Here is a 14,893-nt window from a genome sequence, read left to right on the forward strand (position 1 = left end):
CGGGCCCCCGGGTGCGGGCGCCCCGGTCCTCGCCGCGCCGGGGTCTTCGGGCCGGACGGCGGCGCGCCTGCGCGGCGCCGTCCGGCCGGGGCCGCGGAGCCCGCGGGGCGTCCGCCGTGTCACTCCTTGAGGGCCACCAGCACGCCGCTGTCCCCGTACTGCCACACCAGACCCGCGCGGGCGAAACCGGCCCGGCGCAGCAGGGCCGCGTGGCGGGCCGCTCCCAGGCCGTTCCCCCCGCCCGCGGATCCTCCGAGCTCCGTCCGCCGGCGTTCCCGCAGTTCGAGCAGGCCGGCGAACTCCTGCTCCAGGGCGGCGTCCCGCCACCAGGACTCCCAGTCGTCGTGGCCGCCGGTGCGGGACCGCTCCGCGAACCGCCGCCCCAGGGCGGCGGCGAGGCGCGCGCACCACGGGTCCTCGGCGGGGAAGTGGTCCCCGTTCACCAGCGCTCCTCCCGGGCGCAGTCTCCGGGCGAGTTCGCGGTAGACGGCGGTGAGGGCGCGTTCCGGCAGGCAGTGCAGGGCGGTGGTGGAGACGGCGGCGTCGACCGGACGGTCCAGCGCCAGGGCGTCCGTCCAGCCGTCGGCCCCGATCACGGCGTCCACGTAGCGGGCGGCGTCCGGACGGTGGGTGCGGCCGAGTTCCAGGAGCAGCGGGTCCATGTCCACGGCGACGATCTCCGCGTGGGGCAGGCGTGCCGCGAGGCGGACGGCCAGGGAGCCCGGGCCGCAGCCCAGGTCCAGCAGGAGCGGCCGTTCGCGCGCCCCGGCCACGTCCTCCACCACGTCGGTGACCACGGTGAACCGTGTCTCGCGGTCGACCGCGTAACGCTGCTGCTGCAGCTCCCAACGCTCCACCCACCGCCGCGCAGTCGACATGCTCACGCCCATCGCAACCGTTCTCGCCCTTCCGCAGCGCCGCGTCCCCGGTGTGTCCGCGGCTGCGGGCAATCTACTGCTGCAAACGGTTTCCATTTCGCCGGACGCGGCGCGTCACGCGAGTTCGCCAAGAACGGTCAGCAGGCGGTCGATCTCCTCGGCCGTGTTGTACACGTGCACGCTGACCCGGACCGATCCTTGTCCGTCGGTCGCTCCGGCCTGGCAGAGGGTGTCGGCCCGCACCATGAACCCGTGGCTGTCGAGGATGAAGCCGAGGTCGTCGGAGGGGATGTCGCGGTGGCGGAAGGTCACGATGCCGTGGCGCCGCTCGACCGCCGGCCCGGACCGGCAGCCGAGGACCCGGTAGGCGGGCCAGTGGCGGAGCCCTTCGGTCAGCCGGGCCGCGAGGGCGGTGGTCCAGCGGTCGATCCGGTCGGTGCCCGCGGCGTCGAGCCAGCGGAGCGCGGCCTCCAGGGAGGCGATCCCGGCCGTGTTCGGGGTTCCCTGCCATCCTCCCGGACGGAAGGCCGGGCCGCGCGTGTTGCGGGACCACACGGCCCCGACCCCGGGCAGGGCCAGTGCCTTGTGGCCGGAGAACACGACGAAGTCCACGTCCAGGCGGGCCACCGAGAGGGGCAGGTGGCCGACGCCCTGGGCGGCGTCCAGGCAGATCGGCACGTCGGGGCCGACGGCCTCGCGGATGCGCTGCACGTTCATGTCGCCGCCGTGGACGTGGTGCACGTGGGTGGCGGCGACGAACCGGGTCCGGGGGCCCACCACGCCGGGGAAGGCCCGGTGGTCGTAGTCGCCGGAGCTCTCCTGGTACGGCAGTTCCCGGACCGTGACGCGGACGCCCCGGGCGGCGAGGATCCGCCGCACCTCGAGCCAGGGCTCGTGGTTGGCCCGGTGGTCGGCGGCGGGGACCAGGATCTCGTCGCCGTCGGTCAGCCGGCCGGCCAGCCAGTCACGGGCGACGGCCCGCAGCCCGTCGGTGGTGCCGCCGCAGAACCAGACGCCGGAGCGGGCGTCGCGGCGGCCGGCCTCCGGGTCCCCCAGGAAGTGGCGGACCACGTCCCTGGTGCGCTCCACGAGGTCCGTGGTGCGGTTGGCCCAGGGATAGGAGCCGCGCGCCGCGTTGGCGTTGGTGGTGGTGAGGTAGGTGTGGACGGCGTCGAGGACGGCCCGCGGCTTCTGCGCGGTGGCCGCGCTGTCCAGGTAGGCGAGGTCCGGGTTGCCGGTGATGATGGGGAACTGCTCGCGCAGTTCGCGCTGCCAGGATTCCAGGGCCTTCAGCTCGTGCCCGGGCTCGTGTGCGGGGGACGGCACGGTTCAGTCCCGGACCAGGGGCGCGCCGGAGTCCCGCCAGCCGACGATGCCGCCGGCCAGGCTGCGGACCCCGGGGTGGCCCATGCGGGTCAGCAGGGCGGCGTAGCGGGCCGAGCGCTCGCCGACGGGGCAGGCCAGCAGGACCGGCCGGCTGCGCGCGAACGGCAGCCCGCCGCGCACGAGTTCGGCGAAGAGCTCGTCGGGGATGTTCAGGGAGCCCTCGATGTGCAGGGCCGCGTACGCGTGCGGGCCGCGCAGGTCGACCACCAGGGGCGGCGGGGCCCCCTCGGAGAGCAGGCGGCGGGCCTCCTCGACCGTGGCCTCCTTCGCGAGCCGGGCCGCCTCCTCGCCGGTGAGGGTCTCCACCGAGTTCTTCCGCGGGGGCCTGCCGAGGAGTTCGGGGCGGCGCTGGCGGACGTAGCTCAGGTAGCTCTCGGCCCGGTCGCAGACGATGAAGACGGCGGTGCGCCGCTCGGTCAGCCGCGCGTCCAGCGGACGCAGGTGGCGGACGGCGCCGTGGTAGGCGGCGCCCCCGGTCGGCCCGGAGAGCAGGCCGCAGCGGCGGATCAGGGTCAGCATGCCGTCGATGGCCTCGTCGGAGGTCACCGGCTCGACGGTGTCGTACGTCGCCGGGTCGAACAGGCCGACCTGGTGCACCTCGTCGAGGGTGCGGATGCCGGGGATGAAGTCCGACTTGTCCGCGACGAGCCCCACCACGCCCACCCGCGGGTCGTGTTCGCGCAGCGCCCGGGCCACCCCGGTCGACGAACCGGCGGTCCCGACGCAGGCGATGAACCAGTCGGGCGCCCGCCCGTCGAGGTCCTTCACGATCTCCGGTCCGGTGCCCGTGGCGTGCGCCTCGGTGTTGCGGGGGTTGAAGTACTGGTCGGTGTGCAGGTAGGCGCCGCCCTCGTCGGCCAGGGCCTGGTGGAACCGGGTCAGCGGGTCCTCGGTGTCGGTCGGGTCCAGGCATTCGCTGCGGCCCGGGAGTTCCTCGATCTCGGCCCCCAGCAGCAGCAGGAGGTCCTTGATCTCGGGGACGCGCATCCGGTTGGTCACGCTCTTGAACGGCAGGCCGTGCAGGCCGGCGAGCAGCGCCAGCGCCTTCGCGGTGTTCCCGCTGGACAGTTCCACCACCGTCGCGCCGCGTCCGGCGGCCGCGGCCAGCCGGTCGCGGGCCATGTTCCAGGCGGCCCGGTCCTTGACCGAGCCGAAGGGGTTGAGCATCTCGAGCTTGGCGTAGAGGTCGATGTGGCGCAGGCCGTGGACGGCCGGATCGATGCGGACCAGCGGCGTGTTGCCGATGGCCTCGACGATGCTGTCGTACCTCATGACGCGGGCCCTCCCGACGGGCTGATCGGCCAGTACCGCTCGTCCGTGCACCACTTCCAGGAGTCCCCGTCACGGGTGACGGCGACCGTGCGGGCCACGGGCTGGCGTTGCGCCCGGTGGGCGTGGAAGTCCATGGCGTAACCCGCCGTGTTGGCGAAGGCCAGCAGATCGCCGGGGCGCGGCAGCCGGGGCAGGAAGACCTTGCGACGGGTGATCAGGTCGGCCTCCAGACAGAGGTTGCCCATCAGGAACACCCCGGCCCCTCCTTCCGGGCCCCCCTCCTCCGCGGGCGCCCGGCCGGACCTCCCGGGGAGGAGGACGGGGTCGACGAGGACGCCGTGCTCCTCCAGCCCGACGTCCCCGGCGTTCATCGCGAGGCGCACCAGGACGTCCCCGGAATCGTGGCGGACCTCCAGCACCCTGGCCAGGGAGAGCCCGCACTGGTCCGCCAGCGCGCGGCCCGGTTCGCAGTCGAGGTCGTGGAGGTGCTCCAGGAGGAGGGTGCCGAGGGGGCGGCCGGTGGACGGGCCCGGGTGGCTGAGCAGTTCGTCGAGGTACGCCGGGCCCGCGGACGCGCGGTGCGCCGGGTAGAGGGCGGGCGCCCCGCGCAGGGTGCCGCCCTCGTTGCGCAGGCCGTAGCCGTGGCCCCGCCAGGTCAGGGCGGGCCGGTTGCCCAGGACCGCCTGGCCGAGTTCGGTGGTCCAGCGCTCCCACTCGCCGGCGTCCTCCACGTAGCCGATCCCGAAGCCGCCGCCGATGTCGACGGAGCGCGGGTTCAGCCCGCGGGCGCGGCAGAGGTCCATCGCCCGGACGCAGCTCTCCAGCGCCAGGGCCTTCTCCTCGACGCCGGTGGTGTCCAGGTGGTATCCGACGCCGGTCAGTTCCACCGCGTCCTCGTTGCGTTCCACGAGGTCCAGGGCCTTCTCCAGCTCGCGGAGGGGGGTGCCGAAGCGGCTGCGCCGGGACAGCAGCCGCACGCCGCCCGACCCGGCCGCCGGGGTGAACTCCGAGAGTCGCAGCAGCACGTCGATGCGGGGCAGGGAGTACTTCCGCACCAGGCGCGCCAGTTGCTCGAGTTCTCCGGGCGAGTCGAGGTGCACGCGTGTCCCCGTGCGGGCGGCGAGCCACAGGAACTCGGGGTCCTTGGGTCCGGTGGCCAGGAGGCGGCCGGGGCCGAGGCCGGATGCCAGGGCGTGCCGCAACTCGCCCAGCGAGGCGACGTCCACGCCGGCCACGGAGGGATCCGCCGCCGCGAGCGCCCGCACCAGGCAGTCGGAGCCGTTCGCCTTGTGGGCGAAGTAGACCTGTCCGGCCAGGCGGTGCTTCCGGTAGACCTCACGGAAGCGGCGGGCGTTCTCCGCGATGCGCTCGGGCAGGAGCACGTTCAGCGGGGAACCGAGCGCGTCGACCAGGGAGTGCAGCAGCGCCGCTTCGTCCAGCAGGGCACTGAGCGGCGGTTCCAGCCGGGGGCGCAGGTACAGGGGCAGCGCCATGTCCGGCAGCGCCACGGCGGGACCTCCCTCGCATGATCGGCCGGATATCCGTTCGGGATGCATTCTTTCCGTTCGTCCCGTCGCCTAAGCGCGGATCGCGGAGCCGTCCCGGGCCCGCCGGTACGTCAGCCGGCCAGCCGGACCGGGACCGTCTGCCAGCCGTAGGCGATGAAGGACGGGACCTGCCTCAGGTCGCCGGCCGTGAAGTCCGCGGTCAGGCCGGGGAAGCGGTCGAAGAGGGCGGAGAGAGCGGTGCGGGCCTCCATGCGGGCCAGCGGGGCGCCGATGCAGCGGTGGACCCCGATGCCGAAGGAGAGGTGGTCGTCGGCGGCGCGCGCGGCGTCGAAGGCGTCGGCGGTCTCCCCGTAGCGCGCCGGGTCGGAGCCGGCCGCGCCGAAGGTGGTGAGGATCGCGTCGCCGGCGGGGATGGTGACGCCGTCCACGGTGACGTCGGAGACGGCGAACCGGAGGGGGAGGGAGGCGATGGAGGGCCTGGCGCGCAGCACCTCGTCGATGACCTGGTCCCAGTCGAGCTCTCCGGAGCGGACCGCGGCGAGCTGCTCGGGGTGGTTCAGCAGTTCGACCACCGCGTTGGCGATCAGGTTCACCGTCGTCTCGAAGCCGGCGCCGATGACCAGCAGGAGCGTGAACATCAACTCCTCCCGGCTGAGCCTGCCGCCCTCCTCGTCACGGACCCGGAGCAGCTCCGTGGTGAGGTCGTCGCCCGGGTTCCCGGTGCGGTGGGCCATCAGCGCGGGGATCACCGTGCCGATCCGCCGCTGCACGAAGGCCGCGTGCCCGGTGCTCCGGTCGGTGGTGTCCATGATGGCCGCGACCAGCTCGACCACGCCCTGCCGGAGGTGGCCGGGCACGCCGAACAGCTCGCAGATGATCCGCATGGGCAGCGGGTGGGCGAACGCCTCCTTGAGGTCGACGACGGCGCCGTCCCCGCCCGCCTCCTCCATCCTGTCGAGGAGTTCCGCCGCGACGGCCTCGACCCGGCCGCGCAACGCCTCGGTGCGCCGGGCGGTGAAGCTGGGCGCGACCAGGCGGCGCAGCCGGGTGTGGTCGGCGCCGTAGGTGGAGAGCATGTTGACCACGCCGATCCAGCCCAGCACCCACGCCCACTCCGGGCGGGCGCCGGCCTCCGGCCACAACCGCCAGTGCTTGCGCGGGTCCTTGCTGACCCGCGGATCGAGGATCAGGGTCCGCAGGGCGCCGTACCCGGTGGGCGCCCAGGCCGGGATCCCCCCGGGCAGTTCCACGGGGACGACCGGTCCCAGGGCCCGCAGCCGCGCGCTCTCCGCGACGATGTCGGAGCCGAACGGGTCGATGGGCACGCGGACGGGGGCGGTGGTCATGTTCCGGCTCCAGTCGGGGAGGTGGAGGGGGCGGCCGGCAGGCCGTCCGTCCCGGGCCGCGGCCGGGCGCGTTCGCGTCCGGAGCGCCAGATGCCGCTCCCCGGGGCCGGTGCCGGCACCATCTCGGCGGCCGGGCCGCCGAGGGCCGGCTCCGGTATCTCGTTCATGGACGGGGCCTCAGGGATCTCGTGTGTCCGGGCGTCCGGGCGTCCGGGTGCGGGGATTCCGGTGCAGCTCCGCAAACTACACAGCGCTCGCGGTCGGTTCATCCGCTTCATGGTCAACTCACATGCAACTTGGCTGAATTGGCCAATCCCCAGTCGGATCCGACCCCCATCACGGGCCCGGGTGGGCGGTACCGGCGGCGCGGCCCGCTCCCCGGGGTCCCGGGGAGCGGGCCGCGCGCACGGATCACAGGGCCGCGCAGGCCGCCCCGTCGAGGGTGAACCGGGCGGGAGCCGTGTTGGTGGCGCCCTTGTCGGCGAGGAATCCCAGCGTGACGGACCCGCCCGCGGGGATGGTGGAGGTGTACGAGGCGGGGGCGACGGTCACCGCGACGCCCGACTGGGTGGCGGTGCCTCCCCACATGTTGCTGATCCTCTGCCCGTCGGCGTAGGAGAAGGCGAGCTTCCAGTTGCTGACCGGCGCGGTGCCGGTGTTGCGCAGGACGATCTCACCCTGGAAGCCGCCCGACCACTGGTTGACCACCTTGTAGCCCACCGCGCAGCTGCCGGCCGGGGTGCCGCCGCCCGGGGACGTGGTGACCTGCACGGTGGCGGAGTTCGGCGAGCGGTTGCCGGCCGCGTCACGGGCCCGGACCGCGAAGGTGTAGGCGGTGCCCGCGGAGAGGCCGGTCACCGTGGCGGACGTGGTGGAGGAGGAGGCGACGACGGTCTGCGAGGAACCGTTCACCCGGACGACCTCGTAGCCGGTGACGCCGACGTCGTCGGTCGCCGCGGTCCAGGTCAGGGTGACCGAGCCGGAGGTGACGGCCGAGGACCTGGGCGCGCCGGGAGCGGTGGGCGCCTGGGTGTCGCCGCCGGAGCCGCCGGAGTAGACCGTGGCCTCGCGGGAGGTCTGGGCGATGCCGTCGGCGCCCTTGAAGAAGCGGGTGCCCCAGGCGCTGAGCGAGCTCGCGTCGAAGTCGTTCACCATGTCCAGGTACTCGACGCCGCCGCCGTTGCCGCTCCAGGACCAGCCGAGGTAACCGATGCCCAGGGACTGGGCGGTCGCCATGATGGCGTCCTCGTCCGGGTTGCCGTCGCTGTGGTCGTTGCCGAACTCGCCGACCACGATGGGCAGGTCGTTGGTGACGAAGTGGTCGAGGTAGCTCTGCACCTCGGCGGCGGTGTCGTACACGCCGTACATGTGGACGGAGAAGATGGTGTTGCGGTCGGGGTCGGCGGCGAACACGGAGACAGCGTTGTCACGCATCGTCCCGGACCAGTCCTGCCCCCAGTTGGGGGCGTCCACCATCAGCGCGTGCCGGAAGCCCGCGCCGCGCAGCTTGACGATCGCGTTCTTGGTGGCGTCCGTCCAGGCGGCGTAGTTGTTGTTGCCGTACGGCTCGTTGCCGATGTTGATGACAACGTAGTCTTCCTGGCCCGCGAGAACACCCTTGAGGCCGATCCAGTAATTCGCGGCCTGGTCCAGCGTGCCCGCCGCGGACTCCTCGCCGTACCCGGTGGTGTCGTGCACTTCGAGGACGCAGATCAGTTTGTTGGCCTTGCACCGGTCGACCACGGCGGCGACGTCCTGGGCGCTGTTGGCGGCCCAGCGGTGGCCGTCGGCGAGGACCACGCGGACGGTGTTGGCGCCCAGCGCCTTGATGTCGGCGAACGACTGGGTCTCACCCTGGTACCAGGTGTGCGCGTGGTTGACGCCGCGCATCACGAAGTCGTTGCCGTTGCTCTCGACGACGCGGCCGTCGGTGACCCGGAGTCCGGCCGGGGCGGCCGACCGGGCCTGCGCCGGGGCGGCGCTCAGGGCGAGCAGCCCTGCGAGCGTGGCCAGTGCGGCGGTCACGGCCGCGACGGGCCGTCGTCCTGATACGCGTACGGTTCTCACTCTGCCTCCTGCGGGCCGGCGCCGGCTGTGTCCGGACGCCGGGAACGGGGGTGCGCGGAAAGGGCGGGCAGGGCTCGCGCCCGGGGGCGCGATCCGGTGGAACGCGTGCTCGGGAACGCGCGGGGGAGCACGTCCGGGAACACGCTTGGGAGCGCTCCCATACATCCAGTCCGGAGGGCTCGCGTCAAGGCTGAGGATCCGCCAAGAAGCGGCGCCCCGAAGGTCCCGCCGCCGGACGGCCGACATCCCTCGTCACGCGGGTCGCGGACACCCGTACGCCCGCCGGGCACGGCGCGACACCCCAGGGAAACACTGGCGCAATCGAGCGTTGCCCTCCCGTTGACATGTACGCAAACTCTGGATGGGAGCGCTCCCAGTGACTCCCGTCCCCCACGGGAGAGGCCGACCGTGCGGCAGAACCCGACGTGCCGACCGGTGCGGCAGGCGTCCCGCACGGACCGGGCCCACCTCCCGTGCGGCGACGCGAACTCCACCCCCTGCCCCAGCGCCCCCTCCCCGTTGACGGGGCACACTTCCGCTCCTCGGTAGACGAAAGTTTCGGGGAAGTTTCGTAACAAAAATTGCCCCAGGGGGCGCAGCTTCCCCTCCGGTTCGCTAATTTCTCGGCTCGCAGCGGTAAACGGCGCCCACGGCCGAAGGGAGTACGTCGAAAGTTTCGGCCGGGGCGCCGTCCAAACCGACCGTTGCCTGCACGATCCTGACCACCCCACAGCGGAAGGGTCGCAAGACGATGGGTATGCAAGTCCTGTGGCGGACAGCCATGCGGAAGGCGGTCGTCCTCGGGACGGCGGGCGCGATGGCCGTGGGCGGAATGGTGGCCATGGCCGGCACCGCCGAGGCGGCCGGCACCCTCGGCGCGGCCGCGGCCCAGCAGGGCCGGTACTTCGGCACGGCCGTCGCCAACAACCGGCTCGCCGAGACGGACTACGTCAACGTGCTGAACACCGAGTTCAACTCGGTGACGCCGGAGAACGAGATGAAGTGGGACGCGCTCGAGCCGAGCCGCGGCAGCTTCAACTTCACCAACGCCGACAAGATCGTGAACCACGCCAAGGCCCGCAACATGCAGGTCCGCGGTCACACGCTGGTCTGGCACTCCCAGCTCCCCAGCTGGGTCGGCTCGCTGGGCGCCGACGAGCTCCGCAAGGCGATGACCACCCACATCACCGAGGTGATGACCCACTGGAAGGGCCAGATCGCGGCCTGGGACGTGGTGAACGAGGCCTTCCAGGACGGCACCAGCGGCGCCCGGCGCAACTCGCCGTTCCAGGACAAGCTCGGCGCCGGGTACATCGAGGAGGCGTTCAGGATCGCGCGCTCCGTCGACCCGGCGGCCAAGCTCTGCTACAACGACTACAACACCGACGGCATCAACGCGAAGTCGACGGCCGTGTACAACATGGTCAAGGACTTCAAGGCGCGGGGCGTCCCGATCGACTGCGTGGGCTTCCAGGGCCACTTCAACTCCAACTCGCCGGTGACGGCGGACTTCCAGCAGAACCTGGAGCGCTTCGCCGCCCTCGGCGTCGACATCCAGATCACCGAGCTGGACATCGAGGGGTCGGGCTCGGAGCAGGCGGCCAACTACGAGAAGGTCGTCAAGGGCTGCCTCGCGGTGAGCCGTTGCACGGGCATCACCGTGTGGGGCGTGACCGACAAGTACTCCTGGCGCTCCAGCGGCACCCCGCTGCTGTTCGACGGCAACTACCAGAAGAAGCCGGCCTACACCGCGGTCCTCGACGTCCTGAACGGCGGCAGCACCACGCCGCCGCCCACCAGCCCGCCGCCGACCACCCCGCCGCCCGGCGGATCCGGTTCCTGCACCGCCACCTTCCGGACGGACTCCTCCTGGTCCGGCGGCTACAACGGCACGGTGACCGTCAAGGCCGGCAGCTCCGCCGTCACCAGGTGGACGGTGCCGCTGACCATGGCCTCCGGGACGAGCATCACGGCGCTGTGGAACGGCGTCCACACCACCAGCGGCAGCACGGTGACGGTGAAGAACCAGAGCTGGAACGGCTCGCTGGCCGCCGGTGCGTCGACCACCTTCAGCTTCACGGTCAACGGCGGCAACGCCGCCCCGGCCGTGGGCGCCTGCTCGACCTCCTGATCCCAGGCCCCCGGGCCTGAGAGGGGACCCGTCGGGCCGCCGGGCCGGGAGGCCGTGCCCCCCTCCTTCCGGCGGACCGGCCCGCTCCCCAGGACCGTGCCCCCACCACGGTCGGCCGCCGGCCGCGTCCCCCGCCGCCGGCGGCCACGCACCGGGCGCCCCCGCCGGATCGCCGGCGGGGGCGTTCGCGTGCGTGTTGCCTCACTTGCCCTCGAGACACTGCCAGAAGCGCTGGACGATGCCGTCGAGGTAGTCCTTCGCCTCCTCGCCGGAGGTGACGGTGCCGCCGGCCCGGCTCAGCGTCCTGGCCATGAGGTTCTGGTACTCCCCGTGCATGACGCGCAAGGGTTCCTGGAGGTCGCGCTTCTCCATCGAGAGCAGGCGGGCGACGGCGCGGATGTGCGCCTGCCACCGGGTGGAGACGGCTTCCACGAGGAGTCCGGCGAGCTGCCCCTCCAGGCCGGTGACGGCGACCATGGCGGACACGGGCAGCTGGAGCGCCCTGCCGAGCTGGGCGGCCTGTAAGGCGGTCCCCGACCACCGCCCGCTCTCCTCCATGCGGAGGTAGTCGCCGACGCCCATGCCGATCGCGTGGGCGACGTCCTCGGGCGCCATCCCCCGGGCGAGGCGGTGTTCCCGCAGGGTGCGCGGAGCACCCATGAGGTCACCGGGGGCGCACCACAAGGCTCCCGCGAGGGCGGTGAGTTCCTGCAAGGTGGGCAGGGCGACGCCACGCTCCCAGGCCGAGACGTGGTCGGGCGTCACGTAGGTCATCCCGTAGGAGGCGCGCATTCCGTACGCGACGTGGCCGGGCGCCATCCCGAGCCTCTCGCGCAGTGTGCGGGCAGCGCGTGCGTTGAAAGGGAGTTGTGGATGCACGGGCGGAGACTATGCAGTCACGCCGCGTTGTTCCATGGTCACTGTCGCCGGTGTCCCGGTTGGGCGGGATAGATCACCGTGAGGTTCGTAGCAACCTACGAGGCCGTCACTCATGATCAACCCGGCATATACACAGGGGAGTTGAGATCGTCCACCGGATGCGTATGATCCGCTCGCGAGACGCCGCACAGGCGTTCGTGACGCCGGGCGGTGACGCGCCGCCGACGGCGCCGCCCTCGCATCTCCTCCCCTGTCCGCTTGTCCCAGGAGACGTCATGTACAAAACAGAAGCCGGTCCCGCAGCACCGCCCGCCGGATCCGGCGGCGGACTGGACCGGTTCTTCCGCATCAGCGAGCGGGGCTCGACCTACGGTCGGGAAGTTCGCGGCGGAATCGCCACCTTCTTCACGATGGCGTACATCCTGGTACTCAACCCGATCATCCTGGGCAGCGCCAAGGACAAGTTCGGCGACCAGCTCGACCCCGCCCAACTGGCCACCGCCACGGCGCTGGTGGCGGCCGTGATGACGGTCGTCATGGGCGTCGGCGGCAACCTTCCGCTCGCCCTCGCCGCGGGCCTCGGCCTCAACGCCGTGGTCGCCTTCCAGATCGCCCCGCTGATGGCCTGGGACGACGCGATGGGCCTCGTCGTCCTCGAGGGCCTGCTGATCTGCGTGCTGGTGATGACCGGTCTGCGCGAGGCGGTCATGCACGCCATCCCGCAGCCCCTCAAGCAGGCGATCAGCGTGGGCATCGGCCTGTTCATCGCCTTCATCGGCTTCGTGGACGCCGGTTTCGTCACCCGCATCCCGGACGCCGCGAACACCACCGTGCCCGTCCAGCTCGGCACCGGCACGCTCAGCGGCTGGCCGATCCTCGTCTTCTGCCTCGGCGTCCTGGTGACGATCGTCCTGCTCGCCCGCAAGGTGAAGGGCGCGATCCTCATCAGCATCGTGCTGATGACGCTGCTCTCCATCGTCATCAACGCGCTGGCGGACGTGAAGAGCTGGGGCCTGACCACGCCGGCGCTCCCGGACAACCCCGTCGCGGCGCCCGACTTCGGGCTGCTGGGCCAGTTCGACCTGCTCGGCGCCTTCGGCCAGGTCACCGTCCTGACCGTGGTCCTGCTGATCTTCACCCTCATCCTGTCGGACTTCTTCGACACGATGGGCACCGTCGTGGGCGTCACCGCGGAGGCCGGTCTGCTCGACGAGCGGGGCCAGGTCCCCGGCTTGAGCCGCGTCCTGCTGATCGACGGCGCCGCGGCCGTCGCCGGCGGCGCCGCCTCCTCCTCGTCCGCCACCACCTACGTGGAGTCGGCCGCCGGCGTCGGCGAAGGGGCGCGGACCGGTTTCGCAAGCCTGGTCACGGGCGGCCTGTTCGCCCTCGCGCTCTTCTTCACCCCGCTGCTCACCATGGTGCCCATGCAGGCGGCCTCCCCGGCCCTGGTCGCGGTCGGCTTCCTGATGATGACCCAGGTCCGGCACATCGAGTGGGACCGGTACGACGTCGCGATCCCCGCCTTCCTCACGATCACCGTCATGCCGTTCACCTACTCCATCACCAACGGCATCGGCGCCGGCTTCGTGGCCTACGTGGTCATCAAGGCGTGCCTGGGCCGTGCCCGCGAGGTGCACTGGCTGCTGTGGGGCACCGCGGCGCTCTTCCTGGCCTACTTCGCGATCAGCCCGCTCCAGATGCTGCTGGGCGTGAAGTAGCACCCGCGCTCCCCCACCCGGTCCTCCTCCGGCGGCGCACCCCGCCAAAGGAGGACCGGGTGACCGGATCGGTCCGGCGCCGGACCCGATGCGGCCTGTCCCCGGCCGGTTCCGCCGGGCGACGCTGGACCCATGAACAGAGCGCTGATCGTCATCGACGTCCAGGAGTCCTTCCGGGCCGGCCCCCAGTGGGAGGCCATCTCCGACCCCGGGATCGCCGGCAAGGTGAACCGTCTCGTCCGCCTCGCCCGGCACGCGGGCGACCTGGTGGTGTGGGTGCTGCACAGCGAGCCGGGCAGCGGCGGCCCCTTCGATCCCGCCCTCGGCCAGGTCCGGCCGATGGCCGGACTCGAACCGGCCGAGGGCGAGCCGCTGATCGTCAAGACCTCCCACAACGCCTTCACCACCACCAACCTCCAGCAGCTCCTCACCGAGCGCGGCGTCCACGAGCTCACCGTCTGCGGCATCCGCACCGAGCAGTGCGTCGAGACCACCGCCCGCGTCGGGAGCGACCTCGGGTACCGGGTCACCTTCGTCACCGACGCCACCGCGACCGGACCGATCCCGCACCGCGACGCCCCGCCCGGCCGCGGCGTCGCCGAGATGCTCGCCGACCCGCTCACCCTCCCGGCCGCGGAGGTCGTCCGGCGGACCGAGTACGCGCTCGCGGGCCGGTTCGCCACCGTCACCACGGTGGACCGGCTGGAGGCCGGGGCCGGCCTTCCGGCATGATGACCCGATCGTGACCCGCGTCGTCTTCCTCCTGGTGCCCGGAGTCCACCTGCTGGACCTGGCCGGCCCCGCACAGGTCTTCTCCACCGCCGCCGGCTTCGGGCACCCCTACGCCCTGTCCTACGTCGCCGAACAGCCACGCATCACCACCGCGCAGGGCCTGCCGGTGGCGGCGGACCTGGAGTGGCCCTCCCTGGGCCCCGGGGACCTGATCGTGGTGCCCGGCTGGCGGACCACCGGCCGGCCCGGGTCCCCCGGCATCGGCGGAACCGTCCTGGACGCCCTGCGGGCCCACCACGCCCGGGGCGGCACGGTGGCCAGCGTGTGCGCGGGGGCCGAGGCGCTGGGCCGGGCCGGTCTGCTCGACGGCCGCACCTGCACCACTCACCACGACGTGCAGGAGGAACTGGCCCGGCGCCACCCGAAGGCGGTGGTGGTGCGGGACGTCCTGTTCACCACCGACGACCGGGTGATCACCTCGGCCGGCATCGCCAGCGGCATCGACCTCGCCCTCCACCTGGTCGCCGTCCGCCACGGTCCGGCCGTGGCCGCGCGCGTGGCGCGGCAGATGGTCGTCTACGCGCGCCGCAACGGCGACCAGCCGCAGGACAGCGTGATGCTCCGACACCGGTCCCACCTCGACGACGTGGTGCACCGCGCTCAGGACATCGTCGACGCCCGCTTCGACCGGCCGCTGCGGCTGCCGGAGCTCGCCGCCGCGGTCGGGGTCGGCGAACGCACCCTGTCGCGCCACTTCACCCGGGCCACCGGCCTCACCCCGCTCCGCTACCAGCAGGCGCTGCGGCTCGAGCGCGCCGAGCACCTGATCGGCCACGGGGCCACCGTCGACGCCGCGGCGCGCTCCGTCGGGTTCGAGGACCCGCGCATGCTGCGCCGCCTCCGCGGCCGCCGGGCCCCCTGAGCGCACCGGACGGCGGGCGGCGCCCGCCCCCGGCCGCCGCCCGCCGTCCTGCCT

General features: G+C 72.8%; 11 protein-coding genes. 4 read left to right on the forward strand and 7 right to left on the reverse strand.

Features of this window, described 5'->3' with window-relative positions:
* Positions 1-119: 119 nt before the first annotated feature.
* The 6 genes from A2U95_RS23735 to A2U95_RS23760 all read right to left on the reverse strand — a co-directional run bounded on the left by A2U95_RS23735 (position 120) and on the right by A2U95_RS23760 (position 8,457).
* Positions 120-890, reverse strand: coding sequence for a class I SAM-dependent methyltransferase (locus A2U95_RS23735; protein ID WP_166026579.1), 771 nt, complete (start codon positions 888-890; stop codon positions 120-122).
* 102 nt (positions 891-992) lie between these two features.
* Positions 993-2,204: an aminotransferase class V-fold PLP-dependent enzyme gene (locus A2U95_RS23740; RefSeq protein ID WP_206283046.1), complete on the reverse strand. Its 1,212-nt coding sequence runs from the start codon at positions 2,202-2,204 to the stop codon at positions 993-995.
* Positions 2,205-2,207: 3 nt separating this feature from the next.
* Entirely contained in the window at positions 2,208-3,536 is a 1,329-nt protein-coding gene (locus A2U95_RS23745) for a pyridoxal-phosphate dependent enzyme (RefSeq protein ID WP_166026581.1), read from the reverse strand.
* Positions 3,533-5,029, reverse strand: a complete 1,497-nt coding sequence (locus A2U95_RS23750; RefSeq protein ID WP_166026597.1) for an alanine racemase — start codon at positions 5,027-5,029, stop codon at positions 3,533-3,535. The genes A2U95_RS23745 and A2U95_RS23750 overlap by 4 nt, the downstream gene beginning before the upstream one ends.
* Before the next feature lie 125 nt (positions 5,030-5,154).
* On the reverse strand, positions 5,155-6,390 hold the full coding sequence (locus tag A2U95_RS23755) for a cytochrome P450 family protein (protein ID WP_166026583.1): 1,236 nt from the start codon (positions 6,388-6,390) through the stop codon (positions 5,155-5,157).
* Between the two features lie 411 nt (positions 6,391-6,801).
* Positions 6,802-8,457, reverse strand: a complete 1,656-nt coding sequence (locus A2U95_RS23760; protein ID WP_420857045.1) for a cellulase family glycosylhydrolase — start codon at positions 8,455-8,457, stop codon at positions 6,802-6,804.
* Positions 8,458-9,208: 751 nt separating this feature from the next.
* Between A2U95_RS23760 and A2U95_RS23765 the strand changes: the two genes are divergently transcribed.
* On the forward strand, positions 9,209-10,588 hold the full coding sequence (locus A2U95_RS23765) for a glycoside hydrolase family 10 protein (protein ID WP_240957931.1): 1,380 nt from the start codon (positions 9,209-9,211) through the stop codon (positions 10,586-10,588).
* A 201-nt stretch (positions 10,589-10,789) separates the two neighbouring features.
* On the opposite strand, the gene A2U95_RS23770 is transcribed toward A2U95_RS23765, so the two are convergent.
* Positions 10,790-11,467: a helix-turn-helix domain-containing protein gene (locus tag A2U95_RS23770; protein ID WP_166026587.1), complete on the reverse strand. Its 678-nt coding sequence runs from the start codon at positions 11,465-11,467 to the stop codon at positions 10,790-10,792.
* A gap of 275 nt (positions 11,468-11,742) precedes the next feature.
* Here A2U95_RS23770 and A2U95_RS23775 point away from each other — a divergent pair, with 275 nt between their 5' ends.
* The 3 genes from A2U95_RS23775 (at position 11,743) to A2U95_RS23785 (ending at position 14,839) form a co-directional block, all read left to right on the forward strand.
* Positions 11,743-13,185 (forward strand): NCS2 family permease, encoded by a 1,443-nt coding sequence (locus A2U95_RS23775; protein WP_166026589.1) that lies wholly within the window; start codon positions 11,743-11,745, stop codon positions 13,183-13,185.
* A gap of 132 nt (positions 13,186-13,317) precedes the next feature.
* The gene (locus A2U95_RS23780; RefSeq protein WP_166026591.1) at positions 13,318-13,917 is read left to right on the forward strand and encodes a cysteine hydrolase family protein; all 600 of its coding nucleotides are present in this window, start codon (positions 13,318-13,320) and stop codon (positions 13,915-13,917) included.
* A gap of 10 nt (positions 13,918-13,927) precedes the next feature.
* Positions 13,928-14,839: a GlxA family transcriptional regulator gene (locus A2U95_RS23785; RefSeq protein WP_166026593.1), complete on the forward strand. Its 912-nt coding sequence runs from the start codon at positions 13,928-13,930 to the stop codon at positions 14,837-14,839.
* Positions 14,840-14,893 lie beyond the last annotated feature (54 nt).

Origin of the sequence: Streptomyces chilikensis (assembly GCF_001642695.1) — a bacterium.
Classification (GTDB): Bacteria; Actinomycetota; Actinomycetes; order Streptomycetales; family Streptomycetaceae; genus Streptomyces; species Streptomyces chilikensis.